General features: G+C 40.5%; 13 protein-coding genes. 6 read left to right on the forward strand and 7 right to left on the reverse strand.

Features of this window, described 5'->3' with window-relative positions:
• Positions 1-31 precede the first annotated feature (31 nt).
• The 7 genes from BV902_RS15170 to BV902_RS15200 form a co-directional block, all read right to left on the reverse strand.
• The gene (locus tag BV902_RS15170; RefSeq protein ID WP_075992657.1) at positions 32-1,471 is read right to left on the reverse strand and encodes a TolC family protein; all 1,440 of its coding nucleotides are present in this window, start codon (positions 1,469-1,471) and stop codon (positions 32-34) included.
• Positions 1,464-4,628, reverse strand: a complete 3,165-nt coding sequence (locus BV902_RS15175; RefSeq protein WP_075992658.1) for an efflux RND transporter permease subunit — start codon at positions 4,626-4,628, stop codon at positions 1,464-1,466. Before BV902_RS15175 ends, BV902_RS15170 begins: the two co-directional genes overlap by 8 nt.
• Positions 4,629-4,649: 21 nt before the next feature.
• The gene (locus tag BV902_RS15180) at positions 4,650-5,732 is read right to left on the reverse strand and encodes an efflux RND transporter periplasmic adaptor subunit (RefSeq protein ID WP_075992659.1); all 1,083 of its coding nucleotides are present in this window, start codon (positions 5,730-5,732) and stop codon (positions 4,650-4,652) included.
• 177 nt (positions 5,733-5,909) lie between these two features.
• Entirely contained in the window at positions 5,910-6,311 is a 402-nt protein-coding gene (locus BV902_RS15185) for a hypothetical protein (protein ID WP_075992660.1), read from the reverse strand.
• Between the two features lie 84 nt (positions 6,312-6,395).
• Positions 6,396-7,610, reverse strand: coding sequence for a DUF763 domain-containing protein (locus BV902_RS15190; protein WP_075992661.1), 1,215 nt, complete (start codon positions 7,608-7,610; stop codon positions 6,396-6,398).
• A gap of 157 nt (positions 7,611-7,767) precedes the next feature.
• The gene (locus BV902_RS15195; RefSeq protein WP_075992662.1) at positions 7,768-8,418 is read right to left on the reverse strand and encodes a hypothetical protein; all 651 of its coding nucleotides are present in this window, start codon (positions 8,416-8,418) and stop codon (positions 7,768-7,770) included.
• Positions 8,419-8,511: 93 nt separating this feature from the next.
• Entirely contained in the window at positions 8,512-11,433 is a 2,922-nt protein-coding gene (locus BV902_RS15200) for an FAD-binding and (Fe-S)-binding domain-containing protein (RefSeq protein WP_075992663.1), read from the reverse strand.
• Positions 11,434-11,647: 214 nt separating this feature from the next.
• Here BV902_RS15200 and BV902_RS15205 point away from each other — a divergent pair, with 214 nt between their 5' ends.
• The 6 genes from BV902_RS15205 to BV902_RS15225 all read left to right on the forward strand — a co-directional run bounded on the left by BV902_RS15205 (position 11,648) and on the right by BV902_RS15225 (position 15,740).
• Positions 11,648-12,151, forward strand: a complete 504-nt coding sequence (locus BV902_RS15205; protein ID WP_075992664.1) for an FUSC family protein — start codon at positions 11,648-11,650, stop codon at positions 12,149-12,151.
• Positions 12,152-12,335: 184 nt separating this feature from the next.
• Positions 12,336-12,809 carry an Lrp/AsnC family transcriptional regulator gene (locus tag BV902_RS15210; protein ID WP_046673335.1) on the forward strand — a complete coding sequence of 158 codons (474 nt, stop codon included), beginning with the start codon at positions 12,336-12,338 and terminating at the stop codon, positions 12,807-12,809.
• An 18-nt stretch (positions 12,810-12,827) separates the two neighbouring features.
• Positions 12,828-13,895, forward strand: coding sequence for an EamA family transporter (locus tag BV902_RS15215; protein WP_075992665.1), 1,068 nt, complete (start codon positions 12,828-12,830; stop codon positions 13,893-13,895).
• Between the two features lie 145 nt (positions 13,896-14,040).
• On the forward strand, positions 14,041-14,316 hold the full coding sequence (locus BV902_RS28120; RefSeq protein WP_237241661.1) for a hypothetical protein: 276 nt from the start codon (positions 14,041-14,043) through the stop codon (positions 14,314-14,316).
• Between the two features lie 13 nt (positions 14,317-14,329).
• Positions 14,330-14,803 carry a 5'-nucleotidase C-terminal domain-containing protein gene (locus tag BV902_RS15220; RefSeq protein WP_237241664.1) on the forward strand — a complete coding sequence of 158 codons (474 nt, stop codon included), beginning with the start codon at positions 14,330-14,332 and terminating at the stop codon, positions 14,801-14,803.
• Positions 14,781-15,740 (forward strand): bifunctional metallophosphatase/5'-nucleotidase, encoded by a 960-nt coding sequence (locus tag BV902_RS15225; RefSeq protein WP_075992666.1) that lies wholly within the window; start codon positions 14,781-14,783, stop codon positions 15,738-15,740. The genes BV902_RS15220 and BV902_RS15225 overlap by 23 nt, the downstream gene beginning before the upstream one ends.
• The last annotated feature ends 141 nt before the right edge of the window (positions 15,741-15,881 follow it).

The following is a 15,881-nucleotide window of genomic DNA, read 5'->3' on the forward strand; positions in this document are numbered from 1 at the left end:
CCGCCTAGCGGGGTCCATTCAAACAAACAACTTATTTCCAGCCTCCTCCCAAATCTTTATAGATATTGACAACAGCATTGAGCTGCTGCTTCTTCGTTTCTATCAATTCAAGTTTCGAATCCAGCACATCGCGTTGTGTCATCAAAACCTCCATATAGTCTGCCCTCGCTGATTTAAAGAGATCATTTGACACAGACACGGAATTATTCAGAACCTCAACTTCTTTTGTTTTGAAATCGTAGCTGCGCCCTAGGTTTTCAATATTAGAAAGTTGTGTAGAGACTTCTAAGTAAGCATTCAGAATTGTCTTCTCGTAATTATATACAGCCTGTATTTGTTTGGCGTTGGCCGTATTAAATTCCGCTTTAAGCCCATTTTTATTTATCAATGGTGCTGCAAGCTCCCCTATTAGATTATACAAAACTGATTCAGGCATCTTAAATAGATAAGAAGGCTTGAATGCCTGTAAACCCAAAGCCGCCGAAATCTCCAAAGAAGGGTAAAACTCTTTCCGCGCGATCTGTACGTCCAACTTCGCGGCAGCGAGCTCATACTCTGCCTCACGAATATCAGGTCTATTGCTCAGTAATTGGCTCGGTATGCCTGTTTGAACCTTCGCCGGGATCAAATCGACAAAATTGCTTTTGTCGCGTTTGATCTCTTGTGGAAAACGCCCCAATAGAAAATTAATACGGTTTTCAGTTTCTTTGATCTGTTGCCTCGTCTCAAATTCCATGCCCTTGGTTTTCAATACTTCAGCCTCAAACTTTTGAACCGCCAGTTCTGTTACACGAGCAGCCTGTTTCTGCAATCGGATTACCGAAAGCGCATTGTCCTGTAGCTCGATATTCTGTTTGATAATGGTCAACTGATTGTCCAATGCCAATAATTCATAATACGAACGGGCAACCTCGGCAATAAGGCTACTCAAGACAAAATTTTTCCCCTCTACCGTAGCAAGATAGCGGTTGAGTGCGGCTTGTTCAGAGTCCTTAAGTTTTTTCCAAACGTCGATTTCCCAGCTTGCATACGCACCAATTGTCAAATCTCCTAGTGGATCCGGCATTTCCTTTCCAGGAGCAATTTCTGTACTGGCATCACCCGCCCCCTGGCTGGTATATCGTCCGACTTTTTCAACACCTCCTCCAGCACGTAAACCAACGGTAGGTTTTAACGCCCCTTTTCGTAAAAGAATATCGTTTTTTGCAATTGCCAACTCCTGCAAAGTAACATTCAGTTCCTGATTGTTTTTTAAGGCTGTATCTATTAATACAGCTAGATTTGGATCAGTAAAAAATTCACGCCACTTAACCGATGCTGAATTTGTTGTGTCAGATTTATCTACGTCTGTAAATTGCTGCGGAACAAATTTATTCTCCTGTATTTGTGTCGCTTTCGGAACCTTACATCCCGTCACTGCTGCTGAAAGCGAAAATGCAATGACCCATTGTATTTTTCTGCGATTAGTCATTATTATCAAGTTCTTCAGTTAATGGATTTTCATCTTCGTGTTTAATAAGCTTACGTCTAGAGGCAATAGTTCCGAAGATATAGTACAAGCCTGGTATCACTAAAATACCGAACACTGTTCCAAACAACATACCTCCCGCTGCTGCCGTACCGATCGTACGGTTTCCTATCGCCCCAGGGCCAGACGCCATAACTAAGGGAATCAAGCCTGCGATAAAGGCAAAAGATGTCATCAAGATAGGTCTAAACCTAACTTTTGCACCGTCCAAGGCAGCTTCAATAATACTCAATCCTTGGGAATGCCGCTGAGCAGCAAACTCAACAATCAACACGGCATTTTTACCAAGTAAACCTATGAGCATGACCAAAGCGACCTGTGCATAAATGTTGTTTTCCAATCCCAATAACTTCAATAATAGAAAGGCCCCGAAGATTCCGATTGGTAAAGAAAGCAACACCGCAAAAGGCATAATAAAGCTCTCATATTGAGCGGAAAGTATCAAATAAACGAAACCAAGACAAATTAAGAAGATATAAATCGCCTGATTTCCGCGCCCTACCTGATCCTTGGAGATACCAGCCCAATCAATGCCATAGCCTCGAGGTAACGTTTTGGCAGCGACTTCATTAATCACCTGAATTGCTTCACCACTACTGTAGCCTGGTGCGGCAGAGCCCGAGATTTCGGACGCCATATACATATTGTGCCGAGTGATCTCAGAAAGACCGTAAACCTTTTCCATATGCATAAATGCTGAAAATGGGACCATTTCGTCTTTTTCATTCTTCACGTATAGCTTTAAGATATCTTCCGGCAAAGCCCTGTATTGCGGCAAAGCCTGAACCATAACTTTATATTGGCGGTCATACTTAATGAAGTTCGTTTCGTAATTACTACCAACCAAAGTCGAAAGCGTATTCAGTGCATTATCAATAGTAACCCCCTTCTGTTGCGCCAGATCATTGTCTATATGCAACATATACTGCGGAAAACTCGCGCTGTAGAAGGTAAATACAGACGATAATTCAGGCCTCTTGTTCAATTCACGTACAAAATCCTTACTTACCGTTTCCATTTTCTTGTAGTCACCAGAACCGGCTTTGTCCAGAAGACGAAGCTCAAATCCACCCGCGGCACCATAGCCCGGTACGGCCGGTGGTTGGAAAAATTCGATAGACGCCCCTGGGATATTTTTGGCAGCAGCCTCTAGTTGCTCAATAATCTCTTGCGAGGATTCTTTACGTTCTTCCCAGCTTTTCAAGTTGATCAAACAAGTACCTGTATTTGCCCCAGTTCCTTCAGTCAGGATTTCATAACCAGCTAACGACGATACCGATTGTACACCATCAATGTTTTCAGCTTCTTTTTGCAATGTCTGGGCCGCTAGATTGGTTCGTTCCAATGTCGATCCTGGCGGCGTTTGAATAATGGCATAAATCATCCCCTGGTCTTCATTGGGGATAAAACCTGCAGGAACAGCATTATTCAAAAAATAGGCTCCAATACAAAAACCTATCAATACTAAAAATGTAAACACCCGTTTATCCACTATCCCTTTCAACAGGTAAACATATTTGTTGGACATCTTATCAAACAATCTATTGAAAGAATCAAGAAACTTATCGATAATGGATTTCTTTCTTGGCTTGCCATGATTATTCTTCAGCATGATCGCACATAATGCTGGAGTCAGTGTCAATGCCACAACACCCGATAAGATGATAGATGTTGCCATGGTAATGGAAAACTGCCGATAGAATATCCCTACGGGACCAGACATAAAGGCAACGGGGATAAAAACTGCCGCCATGAGGAAGGTGATCGCAACAATGGCACCGCTGATTTCATGCATTGCTTTTTTGGTTGCCTTATAGGCCGAAATATGAAGCTCTTCCATCTTAGCATGGACGGCTTCAATAACCACAATCGCATCATCCACAACCACACCAATGGCGAGCACCAATGCAAACAGTGTGATCAAGTTGATGGTAATTCCAAAAAATTGCATGAACAAAAATGATCCCACCAATGAAACCGGCACTGCAATGGTTGGAATCAAGGTCGAGCGCCAATCTCCTAAGAATAGAAAAACCACAATAGCAACAAGCACAAATGCTTCCAATAAAGTATGGACTACCTTTTCCATGGATGCATCCAAAAATTTTGAAACGTCATAACTGATTTCGTAATCCAGCCCTTTAGGAAAAGATGCCTTCAATTCCTTCATTTTGCTTTTAACGTCTTGGATTACCTGAGAAGCATTACTTCCATAGGATTGTTTTAAGACAATCGCTGCGGATGGTTTTCCATTCAGTGTAGAATAGATATCATACATCGCCGAACCGAATTTGATGTCCGCAACATCTTTTAAGCGTAACATTTCACCATTCTCACCCGCACGTAACACGATATTGCCATAGCCTTCAGTTGTCGTAAAACGTCCGGGGTATTTCAATACATATTCGAAAGATTGGGAGGTCATACCAGATGACTCGCCGGCTTTACCTGGCGAAGCTTCCAAACTCTGCTCTGATAAGGCTTTCATCACCTCTTCTGCAGAAATCTTGTAGGCTGTCATACGATCTGGTTTCAACCAAATACGCATCGCTAATTCGCGCGTTCCAAGAATATTAGCCACCCCAACACCGTCTACACGACGTAATTCGGAGACAATATTCATGTCCGCATAGTTATACATAAAGTTTCCATCAAGCTCCTTGTCTTTGCTATAGAGATTGATGTACATGAGCATGTTGGATTCTTCACGTGTAATCTTCACCCCCTCACGTACCACAATTGGAGGAAGCTTATTCACCACAGAAGCCACACGGTTCTGCACATTTAATGAAGCCTGATTCGGATCTGTTCCTAGGTTAAATACCACCTGGATGCTTGCCTCCCCGTCGTTACCGGCATCAGAAGCCATGTATTTCATGCCCGGAACCCCATTTATCGCCCGCTCTAGCGGTATGATAACTGATTTAATCATCAACTCACCATTTGCTCCAGGATACTCCGCAGTGATATTCACCTTCGGTGGCGATATAGATGGAAATTGTGTTACAGGAAGCTGTACCATAGAAAGCACACCCAAAAACACAATGATCAGTGATATAACGATCGAAAGTACTGGTCTATTTATAAAACGACTAAACATAGTAATTTAAGTGTAAGGGGTCTATTCTGTTTTTAACTTCAAATTTGAAATGGCGTCTTTAGGTTGCACAAAGCTGTAGTTGATTTTATCATCCTCTTTCGCTTTCTGAATACCGTCCAACAAAAATTTATCATCTTTTTGAAGTCCGCTCGTTACCACATACAGATCTGGTAGGGAGTTACCGATTGTGATATGACGAGCTTTTAATTTGCCATCCTTATCGACTACATACACATATTTACGGTCCTGCATTTCGTATGTCGCTTTCTGTGGAATAATTAAAACCTGTTTCAACGGAAAGTTCATCACCACCTTGCCGCTCTCGCCATGTTTTAATAGACGGTTTGGATTGGGGAATTTCGCTCTAAAAGCAATATTTCCAGTTTCACTGTTAAATTCACTTTCTATGGTCTCTACAAGACCATTTTGAGCAAATAGCTCATTATTGGCCAGTAGCAGGCCCACATGGGTATCCCCGCGTTTACTAACGTTAGTTTGATAACTTAAATATTCTGGTTCGGAAACATTGAAATAAACCAACATCTCACTATTATCGGACAGACTTGTCAATAATTCGCCTTCATCCACCAAACTTCCCAATTTCAATGGAATCCGATCAATGGTTCCGTCAAAAGGTGCCCTGATTTCTGTAAAGGAGAGATGTAATTTTGCAATCGCTGCCGCAGCTTTGGCTTGCTCAAGCTTCGCTTTAGCCATAGCGAGTTCGTTGGGCGATACAACATTTTTATCAGCTAATGTTTTTGTATTTTGAACTTCAATTTCTGCTACATTAACTTCTGCAGAAGATTTGCGGTATTCGGCCTCATACATCTTCGGCATAATCCGAAAAAGGAGTTGCCCTTTATGGACAAATTGTCCTTCGTCCACGAAAATCTGCTCAAGATAGCCTTTCTCTTGAGCCCGAAGCTCAATATTTCGGAAAGATCTAATCTGGGAGACAAAATCCTTACGGATAGTTGTATCCATTTGTACCGGAGAGGTCGCTGTAAATTTCTCTTTTTCTTCCTTTTCTTCCTTTTTGGAAGTACACCCGATTTGGCATAAGCTAATAGCCAAACTAGCGAGTATAAATACTCTTTTCATTTGTAAGCGTCTAATTAAAAAAATAAGTTTGATTGTTTGTTGTGCTGGTTGGTGAAATACCTCTACTTTGGTTTATGGCCGTTTCGACTTGTTAATAGATTGTACAAATCGATTACAACGCAATGGAGCATCCCTTAGGATATCCACCAAAGCATATGAAATTTCGAAGGGTATATTTTAAATTCTCCAGTTTTGTTGAAGAACGTATCTTTGAGGGAAAAGATAGGCTATGAAATTGCAAAAAGGAATCTTCTTTGCAAATCGAAAAACAAAAACAAAAAGGACAATTGCAAAAAGCAGCAGCGCAACAAATTGAGACGTTACCTGCAAATCCTTGGTCAATTGAAAATTCTCGGCATCAAACTCCTCTATAACGGGATTATCACTGTGTATATTACCATAAAATAGCGGATCGATGTGATTAACCGATGCATCAATATACTTCTGCACGTCGGCATGATTATGCTGATACATAAAACTGACAGCTGGTCGATCGGATTCAATGAGCACAGCATGGCTATTACTGCTTCTGATAAATAAGAAGCATAGGAAAAGGAGTATGGTAATAACCGCTTTCATTGCGGAGCAAATATACTAGCGTACAAATAATTTTAACGATCTTTAACACATTTTAACAAAACAATTACAATCCACAGATTTCCGCTAGAAAAGTGATAATTGCAAACCCCGTCCATTTGTTCGCAAAGGTGCTGCATCTCCAAAGACTGTCCTGCCTCCATACTTCCAAGAATCCCTTCGTTCCTCTGCTATAATTTGCTGAATATCAAACTGTGGCTGAAAATCTTTTTCGCTATCCAGGACGATCTGGTGCAACTTGTTGATTGATTTTAACTTTTCACCATAACCCAGTTTAGATTTTTCAACACCTTTTTGTAAAATCTGAATGCTCTCATCGTAAATGGTCAATGGAACCGGAAAAGGATGTCCATCTTTTCCTCCATGAGCAAAGGAAAATCGAGCGGGGTCGTTGAACCGTGAAGGCGCACCGTGGATCACCTCACTAACCAAGGCCAATGACTGTAACGTGCGGGGGCCAACTCCTTTTAACAGCAGCAGATCTTCAAAATGGCTTGGTTGACTTTCTCGGGCGACGTACAACATCGCTCCCAATCTTTTCAAGTCAACATCCGAAGCACGTACATCGTGATGAGCTGGCATAATAAGTTTAGCGAAATCTTGCATTACTTTACTTGAATCCTCTCCCACTATAGTCATGATACCTGCTCTATTGGCTGCCGCTTCTGCAGCTGTCAAGTTGAGGATTATACCTTGCGAAGGCCCACTGATACCAGCATGAGGTTCTTCAACGAACGATTTTACCTTTTCAGAATGCCAATGGTAGCGACGAGCAGTACCATCCTTTTCATGCATACCTTGTTGGACAACAGACCAATTTCCCTGATCTGTTACGATAAAATTATGTAAATACAGTTGGTAACCATCTTGAATGGCTGTGTTATCCACTTTAGCGACAAGCTTACTGCTACGAATCAAGCCGTTGCCATCCAACCCAATTCGATCTGACAACTGAAGTAGTTCCTGTGGAGTCTGCATAGACAACTTGCCTTTCCCCCCACAGATATAAAGCCCCAGCGACTTCGCATCTGGATTAATAGCGCGTTTTAATGCTCCCATAACAGCCGTTGTGATCCCCGAAGAATGCCAATCCATCCCGAGAACGGCACCAAAACTCTGAAACCAGAATGGATCTGCCAGTCTTCTTAAAACTTCATCTTTACCATAATCCATGAGTATAACTTCAACTATTGAACGACCTAGGGAAGCCATACGTTCGTAAAGCCACGCTGGTACTTTTCCATAGTGTAATGGGAGATCTGCAATGCCGGACCGTTTCATTGTAAACTAAATATATTAGCACAAATCTATCTCTTTTTCATATAAAATAAAAACGGCTAGATAATTTCTAGCGTTTTTATTTTATAATCAATCTATATACTACACCTGAGCATATAACTTAGGGCTCATCGAAGTAGCGGCACATGTCACAGCTTCACTATTTACCGGTTAACGCTGATAAAAATCCAGCTCGGAACGAAGGATCTTTCTCTGAAAATTCAATAGAATGCTTATACGTGTCTACATTAAAGAAGAGCTCCGCTGGAGCAGCTTTTTTATTGTCCAAAAATAGTTTAAAGCTATATGCTGTTTTTTTGGACAAGTCAGCATTCACCTTATTGGATGAAAAGACATTCGGAAGAATTACATCTTTTGTAAAAGAATCAGTTGTAGGCGTCTGAAATAAGTCACCTAACGCTTTAATTAAATTATCAGACTGTTGACCCGATGACGAGATTCTAATTTTACCTTTGGTAAAACCGACGTCATCACTCGGCTGACCATCTATTATACCTGCGGGTATAAAATCTACAACCTCAAACTTCGCTCCTACAGTATCTTGTTTGTAAAGAGATTTTGTGATATAGATCCGACTTGAATCGGTTAAGATCTCATCTGTGATACGTAGAAAAAAGTTCTTCTTTTCTGCGCCCGGTGTACCATTCGTAAATTGTTCGATTTTTACACCTTCAATTTTGTTAACCGTTGTTGTATCACTTCCATCAGTTTTCTTCTGATTGGAATTTCCGCAACTAGCCATCAGCACCGTAGCGGTTGCAAGAAATGCTATAGATTGAATCTTGTACATATTGAATTGTTTGTTATCAGTTATTAATGAATATTGCTCTTATAATATTACCATTATTACTGATAACAAACAACTATTATCAATGTTTTTATTTTATTTCAATAAAGCATCGTATAAAATTTCCACAGGATGATAAGATTTTCTTCCTACACCATCTTTAATCTGATGCCTACAGGAAGTACCCGCCGCAGCAATTAGCGTATCGGATGATGTTTTACGTATGGTTGGTAACAAAACCAGCTCGGCCACTTTCATCGAAACATCATAATGTTCAGCCTCATAACCAAATGATCCTGCCATACCACAACAGCCCGAAGGAATAGTTTCTACGCTAAAATTCGTCGGGAATGATAGAACCTGTTCTGTCACAGTCACGAGGTGAAAAGCCTTTTGGTAACAGTGACCATGCAGCTTTATCTTTTTTGTTGTTCCAGTAAACTGTTCCGGATGAATACGCCCAGCCTTCATTTCAGTCAACAGAAATTCGTCAATCATCAACGCATTTTTGGCTACTTTTTGTGCCTCAACCCGCAAATCATCGTCTACTAAACTCAAATACTCGTCTCTAAATGTAATTATCCCTGATGGTTCAACGCCTAAAAGTGGCGTATCATCCGTAATTAACCCCTTTAGGAAATGGATATTTTGATTCGCAATCTTCTTTGCTTCTTTCACAAACCCTTTGGAAAGATAAGTCCGCCCACTTTGCACATGTTTTGGAATGATTACTTCATACCCCAATGCCGTCAATAATTTATATGCTGTAATACCGATCTCTGCATCATTATATTCCGTAAACTCATCCGAAAAAAGATAAACACGACGCTTGGCATCACTTACCACTGCTTGCTTTTTTACCCATTGGGTTAAGGTCGTTCCATTGACGGTTGGCAAGGAACGCTTTGGCGCAAATCCTACTGTTTTTTTGACCATTCCCGACAAGAAATCATTTTTGACCACAAAATTATAAAGAGGTGCAACCCACGATCCAAGTTTCTGAGACTGGGTGAAATTAGCAATTAATTTTGTTCTAAACCCCGCGCCATGCTCATCATAATAGTGTTGTAAAAATTCTGCTTTCATTTTAGCAACATCAACGCTGGAAGGACACTCCGTTTTGCAGCCTTTGCAACTTAAACAGAGATCCATGACCTCTTTGATCTCTTCATGATCGAAACGGTTTTTCTTTGTAGAATTCGTCAAAAACTGACGCAGCATATTTGCCCGTGCCCGTGTTGTATCTTTTTCATCACGTGTAGCCATAAACGACGGACACATTGTTCCACCTGTAATTTCAGTCTTTCGGCAATCTCCCGAACCAGAACACTTCTCCGCCAACCGAAGGATAGACTCATCTTTAGAAAAATCGAAGTAGGTCTTTATTTCAGTTCGGTTGTTATCGTTGTCATAGCGCAAATGAGAATCCATCGGCGGTGTGTTAACAATCTTATTTGCATTAAAAACTCCCTGTGGGTCAAAGATGAATTTGACTTCCTCAAGTAATTTATAAACTTTTTCGCCAAGCACTTTGCCAATAAACTCTCCGCGCAGACGACCATCACCGTGCTCACCACTCAGCGAACCGTTATATTTTAACACAAGATCACTCGTCTTCTCGAGGATTGAACGAAAAGTACGTTTCCCGGCTGCTGTTTTCAGATTTACAAAGGGTTCGATATGCAGCTCTCCCGCTCCTGCATGCGCATAATAAGATGCGTGTACGCCCTCTTCTATCAAAAGCTTTTGAATATCCCGCACGTAAGCAGGTAGGTCCTCAGGTGAAACAGCACAATCTTCAATCAAATTTACAGGCTGACTGTCCCCAGGCAAATTACGGATTAAACCAAGGCCCGCTTTGCGCACATCCCAAACTAAATTCGTCTGTTCAATACCGGTAATATAAGGATAGGCATATCCTAAGCCACGAGCAATTAGATCCGCTTTCAAGGCCATCGCTTTCGATTCTGTTTCAGCTGCTGTCTGCCCCCTAAACTCAACAATTAATAAAGCTTGGGGATCACCCTCAATAAAAAAACGATTATACTTATAGGTTGGATGCCCAACCGTGAAATCCATGATGTATTTGTCTACCAATTCAGATGCTTCTGGCTTATGCTCCAGGGCAATCACGTTGCCATGCATACACTCCACCATATCTGCAAAGTGAACACAGAGTAAACCTAGCTCCTGAGGTGGTAAGGACATCAATTTGAGTTTCGCCTCTGTAACGATAGCCAAAGTTCCCTCGGATCCTGCTAATAAATTACACATATTGAAAGGGGCTGAACGATCAGCAAGAATATCCAATGCATAACCGGTATTTCTTCTTGTGATGGATCGTTTGGGGTAGCCCGCTTCTATAGCACTTAAATGCTGTGGATCTGTCAATAATGCATTCATATTACGATAGATATCCCCTTCACGACCAGCCAATAATAATTTCTTAAAATATGCTGCTTCATCAATCGCCTCAAAAGTCACTTCAGAACAGTCGTCCAAAAGTACGTTGGCCGAAATCAAATTGTGCCGTGTATCTCCCCAGACAATTGAATGCAAACCCGAAGAGTTATTGCCAATCATTCCACCAACCATGGCACGGCTTGCCGTCGAAGTTTCAGGCCCAAACATCAGTCCGAATGGTTTAAGATAACTATTTAAGTCGTCACGGATCACGCCGGGTTGCACCCGAACCCACTGCTCTTCGACATTAAGTTCAATAATACCCTTAAAATGACGCGAAATATCCATAATAATACCATGGCCTACAACCTGTCCCGCCAAAGAGGTACCGGCAGTACGTGGTATTATAGTTATCCTCTGCTGCTGCGCAAAATCAATTAATTTTTTAATGTCATCAATATCAGCTGGTATTGCTACAGCCAACGGCTTTTCCTGATAAACCGACGCATCGGTCGAATAGGCAAGCAACATTGTTTGATCCTTGGTTTCATTGGTATAAAAGAGCTCCCCCTTGAGTTGAGACGCTAATAAGGCTAATTGATTTTGATCTTTCACTTAATCTGCATTTAATGTATGAAACAAATTTAGTCAAATTTATGCATCGGAAAAAGAGATGAATGCAAGAAACGCACAAATCAAAAACAAAAAACGCATAAAAACGCAAAACAGGGTAATTTACCACAAAAGTCAATTTTATTTCGTTCCTTCAAACAATGCGTGTATTTTTGTGGCGCTACATCATTTAGTTAACGATTGATATCTTCCTTATATGCGTAATCTATTCCTTCGCTATACGCTTCATTCTGATTTTATTATATACACCATTCGGGTATTGATTGGCTTCCTTATAGGCTACCCACTCTTTGTATCCTTTCCCCAGTATTCTGTTTCTTGGACACTCATATCGATTATCCTGGTCATTTCGCCGCAAGAGAATGAATCAAAAAAAATAGCTATCGATCGCGCTAAATCCAATTTTATAGGTTCGGCAATCGGGCTTAGTTTATATTTTGTACCTATTTCACAACTGTACGCCATGATTATTGGCATTGTCGCGTCGTTGATCACATGTAAGCTACTCAACATCATGGCTGTGGCGCGAACATCTATGGTCGCACTAATTATCGTCTACCTTCATGAACAGCAAAGCCGCTCCTACTTCGCTGCCTTGGATCGCTTTGGCTGTGTCTGTTTAGGTTGTCTGATTGGATTGGGGGTCATCCTGTCTACAAGAAATATTATTCTGAAATTAAGAAAAAGGTATAATTGTTGAATTATATCGCTAGGCAACCTAAAAAGCAATATACTTACTTTCAGCACCATAACCCAGATGGTTATGATTTCTTTACAATGAATTCGAATAAAATTCACATATCGTTCCGCTTTATCAGAATAATATTCAGAATTGTACAAATAATTTTGAATATTATACTTTTTTACCTACCTTTGCAGTCGAAATGACAAAAGTAGAATATAATTTAGACCAAGTCGACTATAAAATCTTGCGCTTAATGCAGGATAATGGACGGATCAACAATGCCGATATCGCAAGAGAGTTAGGCATGGCACCATCAGCAATTCTCGAGCGCGTAAAGAAGCTTGAGCAAAAAGATGTGATTTTAAAATATAGTGCCAAGATCAATCCTGCCGCGGTCGATCAGAAACTTTTATCGTTTATTTTTATCAAAGCCAATGATATTATTGGCGAACAGGGTGTAGGGTTGGCACTTGCCGAAATCCCTGAAGTTCAAGAAGTACATGACATTGCAGGTGATGATGGTTACCTTATTAAAGTAAGAACTGCAGATTCTACAGGTTTAGTGGATCTCATGCGAAATACCTTAAGTAAAGTTGAAGGTATTATTTCAACGCGAACAACAATTGTACTTCAGACAGTCAAGGAAGATCAGCAGGTTGTGATACCTGAGTAATAGAAAGGAGGTTTAATTATGTTGCAAGGACAAAAAAAGGCAGCTAGCCCAGTAATGGTTGTTGTTGCTTATTTCATTATTTATGTGGTATGGGGCTCTACCTTTTTCTTTATAGAAAAAGCATTGCATAGTTTCCCCCCATTTATTTTGGGTTCGTTTCGATTTGTTGCAGCCAGTGCAATCCTAATGACATATTGCGCCATAAAAGGATATAAATTATTTAACAAGCGTTCTATTCAGGAGGCCGCAATCGTAGGTTTTTTATTGCTCTTTGTCGATATGGCAGGGGTTATTTGGGCCGAGCAATATGTATCTGGTGGTGTTGCCGCTATTATTGCTGCTGCTGCTGCAATCTGGTTTATATTATTGGACAAACCAAAATGGAAAGAAAACTTTAGCAGCATTAGCACAGTTGCTGGTGTAGCATTAGGTTTCTGTGGTGTTGTGATGCTATTTGCTGAACAGATCATGGCGACCAATGACAATACAGATGGCACCCTTAAGGTGATTGCCTTATCGATTTTAGTATTGGGTTCTATCGCTTGGACTGTAGGTTCATTGATTTCCAAGTATTTTAAAAAATCTGAGAAAGAAGAAAAAGAGGATCTACATGTTATGGTGAAGACCGCGTGGCAAATGGTTACCGCGGGTGTACTCTTTAATATCACGGCGCTTTTTACCGGCGAATATGCGTCATTTACACTGCGTAGTGTGGCGCCTGTAGATTGGTTCAATTTGGGGTATTTAATTACATTTGGCTCAATTCTTGCTTTTAGCTCTTATATTTGGTTATTGCAGGTGCGTCCAGCAATGGAAGTAAGTACCTATGCGTATGTGAACCCAATTATTGCACTTATTTTAAGTCATTTTTTCACTTCGCACGCGGTAACCTCCTTGCAAATTGTCGGTTTAGCCGTTATTCTATTTTCAGTCTTGTTGATGAACTGGAAAGCGTATCGCACCAAACTGTCGTCGCGCAGCAAAAGGAAAAAGATCATCCAACAAGGTAATAAGCTGGAGAACTTGAAATCAGCAGATCGCCAAATGGATGCCAATACTATTCCTGACACGGAATTAGTTCACTAGGTTGTTATTTTTCTAATTATATGGACAAAGCTTAATGTGTAACAATGTTAAGCTTTTGTTGTTTTTAAAAATTAGCTAACATTGGATAAGATTTGTTCATATATAATTGGCTAACTTTGCAAAGTATTTGGTTAAATTAAAAAGAATGAATATATCGAAGCAAATTGCCTTTATTGGTAGCCTTGGTGTCGCTTCGCTTTTGATGGTTACAGGTTGTACAAAACAGCTCCATCCAACGCAAAAAGATTTCCAACAATATCATATCAATAGCGATATGCAAGCTGATCCTGCAGTCGTATCAATCTACGAGCCCTTCAAGCACAAAATGGAAGCGGAAATGAACCGTGTGATTGGACATGCGGACAAAGCATTGACAAAAGAGAAAACAGCGGAAACATTAATGGGCAACTTTTTTTTGTGAAGCCTTGTTGTGGATGAGTGAACATAATGCCCATAACCCTGCGGATTTAGCTTTCGCAACAAAGGGTGGGATTCGAAATGACCTTAAAGCAGGAGATATTACCGTAGGACATATTTTCGAGGTTATGCCCTTTGAGAACACGTTGACTATACTCGAACTAAAGGGTAGTCAGATTCGTCAGCTTGCTGACTATATCGCAACAACACATGGTCAACCTATTGCTGGAATGACTTTGAAAATTACAGGCAACAAAGTTCAGGACATCAAGATCAAAGGTCAAGCTATTGAAGACGATAAGTTATATAAACTAGTGACCTATGATTATCTTGCCAATGGTGGTGACAACCTTACCCTGTTGACACAACCTGTATCGCGGGCAGATTATCCGCAACGTATGCGTGAAGGTTTGATTGAATATGTGAGTGAATTAACGAAAGAAGGCAAAAAAGTAAATGCAGAATTAGATGGAAGAATTAAAATCAATTAACCGAAGATCATTTATCAAGCAAGTTGGGGGATTTTCTGCTGCAGTTGCTTTGGGATCACTTCCTTTTCAAGTCGACGCGAAAAGCAAAAAGGTAAAACTTACAATTTTACATACCAACGATGTTCATAGCCGTATTGAACCGTTTCCAATGGACGGCGGTAAATATCAGGGATTGGCTGGTGTTGCGCGCAGAAGTACACTTATCAATAAAATCCGCAAAGAAGAAGAACATCTTCTATTACTAGATGCAGGCGATATGTTTCAAGGTACCCCCTATTTTAATCTTTTTGGAGGAAAACTTGAACTTGATCTCATGACAAAGCTGGGTTATGATGCGGGAACATTCGGAAATCATGAATTTGACAATGGTCTTAACGGCCTTGTAAAGTATCTGGATCACGCTAAATTTCCGTTCTTAACGGCCAATTACGACTTCAAAGGAACTGTATTGGAGGGGAAAACCCAGGATTATACCATATTCCATAAAGGTGGAATAAAAATAGGCGTGTTTGGACTAGGAGTAGATATTGAAGGATTGGTTGACCCCAATAACTTCAAGGGAATGAAATATTTGGATCCTATTGAAGTATCCGACAAGGTGGTCCGCATATTGAAGGAAAAACACAAATGTGACTTGGTCATCTGTTTATCGCATTTGGGCTATCAATATGAAAACGATAAAGTGTCAGATCTAATCCTTGCCGCTAAAACCTCAGATATTGACCTAATTATCGGCGGCCATACTCACACCTTCTTAAATGAACCAACACTGGTTACCAATTTAAAAGGAACGAAGACCGTTGTGAATCAAGTCGGTTTTGCCGGGATTAATCTGGGACGAATTGACTTTATTATGGAACCGGGGTCTGAGAAGAAACAAATGGTCGCAAGTACCTATCAAGTCAATCCTTCAATTCCGGAGTCCATGTTGGCATAATGTGATCTAATTTTAATAAATGCCAAGTTGACTAATCAATTTGGCATTTTTTTTACCAATACTACAAGAAGACGTATGAATTAAAAAACTTATACGATCTATACAAGCTGATTCATCATTCAATGAAAAGAATTTTATCGA

This window comes from Sphingobacterium sp. B29 (assembly GCF_001952815.1).
Classification (GTDB): domain Bacteria; phylum Bacteroidota; class Bacteroidia; order Sphingobacteriales; family Sphingobacteriaceae; genus Sphingobacterium; species Sphingobacterium siyangense.